This window comes from Vibrio sp. Vb0598 (assembly GCF_033338935.1).
Lineage (GTDB): Bacteria > Pseudomonadota > Gammaproteobacteria > Enterobacterales > Vibrionaceae > Vibrio > Vibrio alginolyticus.
On record NZ_JAWOTP010000082.1, the window covers coordinates 1 to 1,660 of the forward strand.

Consider the following 1,660-nt stretch of genomic DNA (forward strand, 5'->3'; position numbering starts at 1 on the left):
GTAAAATCTTAGAGCCATTGATTATCGTTTTTTTAGGTATCGTTGTCGGTGGCTTGGTCACAGCAATGTACTTGCCAATCTTTAACTTAATGAGTGTATTGGGCTAGAATGAGCCGTTAATCCCTTCAAAACAGCATGTTGCTGATTTGACTTATCGCTCAAGAGACAAATATGGAAGTGTTGCAGTACTACCCTTGGCTATTCGTTGTGTTTGCCAGTATCTTCGGTTTAATTGTGGGTAGTTTTCTTAATGTGGTCATTTATCGGCTACCTAAAATCATGGAATTAGAATGGCGCCGTGAATGCGCCGAATCATTCCCTGAATATAAGATTAAGCCACCTCAAGAAGTTTTGACATTGAGCGTGCCTCGCTCTTCGTGCCAAAACTGCGCGACGCCAATTCGTATTCGAGACAATATTCCAGTAATCAGCTGGCTATTGTTAAAAGGAAAATGCCATCATTGTCATACCGCAATTAGTCCTCGCTATCCGCTGATAGAATTACTCACTGCTGCGTGCGCTGGTTTTGTGGCTTATCATTTCGGCTTTAGCTACTTTACGGTTGCGTTAATCTTTTTCACATTTGTCTTAATAGCCGCGACTTTTATCGATCTCGATACTATGCTGCTACCGGACCAATTAACATTACCATTAACTTGGGCTGGCATTGCGTTAGCATTAACAGAAATAAGCCCTGTTAGTCTACAAGACGCCGTAATTGGTGCGATTGCCGGTTATTTGTGTCTTTGGTCAGTATATTGGGGTTTCAAACTGCTTACTGGTAAAGAAGGCATGGGTTACGGTGATTTTAAATTGCTGGCTGCCCTTGGCGCTTGGCTAGGATGGCAATCATTACCAATGATCATCCTACTTTCTTCCGTCGTCGGTGTGATATTCGGGCTCGTTCAGTTACGACTACAAAAACAAGGTATAGAGAGAGCTTTCCCTTTCGGCCCATATTTAGCGATTGCAGGATGGGTAAGCTTAATCTGGGGCGATCAAATTCTAAGTTGGTACTTCACGTCAATTTTAGGGGTGTAAATGGCTTTGGTAATAGGCTTAACGGGTGGTATCGCCAGCGGTAAAACTACCGTAGCGAATCTGTTCAAGCAGCAGTTTAAAATTGATATTGTCGATGCAGATATTGTCGCACGAGAAGTCGTCGAACCTGGAACTCCCGGGTTAAATGCAATCATTCAACATTTTGGTCAAGACATTACGCATGACGACAACACCGTAGATCGTGCCAAGTTACGCGAAAAAATCTTTTCTAATCCAGAAGAAAAAGCTTGGCTCAATGCATTGTTACATCCGATCATTCGAGAAAAAATGGTAGAAGACCTTCAACAGGTCACGTCGGATTATGCGTTATTGGTCGTGCCATTGCTCGTTGAAAACAACCTCGATAGTTTGTGCGATCGTGTCCTCGTTGTAGATGTAGAACCTGAAACTCAAATTTCTCGCACCGTTAAACGCGACAACGTAAGTGAAGAGCAAGCACATGCGATTCTCGCCTCTCAAGCTTCGAGACAGCAGAGACTCGATATCGCTGACGATGTGGTTAAAAACAATCCAAATGACCCAGATCTTTTGCTTCAAATCACAGATTTGCACGAAAAGTACCTAGCCATGTGTAAGAAAAATCTGCGAAAATAGGAAT

Annotated in this window: 2 protein-coding genes; both read left to right on the plus strand. The window is 42.8% G+C overall.

The features are described 5' to 3' along the window. The first annotated feature begins 171 nt into the window (after positions 1 to 171). A complete protein-coding gene (locus tag R7Q38_RS23055; RefSeq protein WP_015297252.1) occupies positions 172 to 1,041 on the plus strand; it encodes a prepilin peptidase in 870 nt (289 codons plus the stop codon). After that, on the plus strand, positions 1,042 to 1,656 hold the full coding sequence (gene coaE / locus R7Q38_RS23060) for a dephospho-CoA kinase (RefSeq protein ID WP_318114417.1): 615 nt from the start codon (positions 1,042 to 1,044) through the stop codon (positions 1,654 to 1,656). Positions 1,657 to 1,660 lie beyond the last annotated feature (4 nt).

Excerpts from the sequence above, each read along its gene's own strand:
- R7Q38_RS23055 (WP_015297252.1), top strand. The coding sequence starts at position 172 with ATGGAAGTGTTGCAGTACTACCCTTGGCTATTCGTTGTGTTTGCCAGT.
- coaE (WP_318114417.1), top strand. The coding sequence starts at position 1,042 with ATGGCTTTGGTAATAGGCTTAACGGGTGGTATCGCCAGCGGTAAAACT.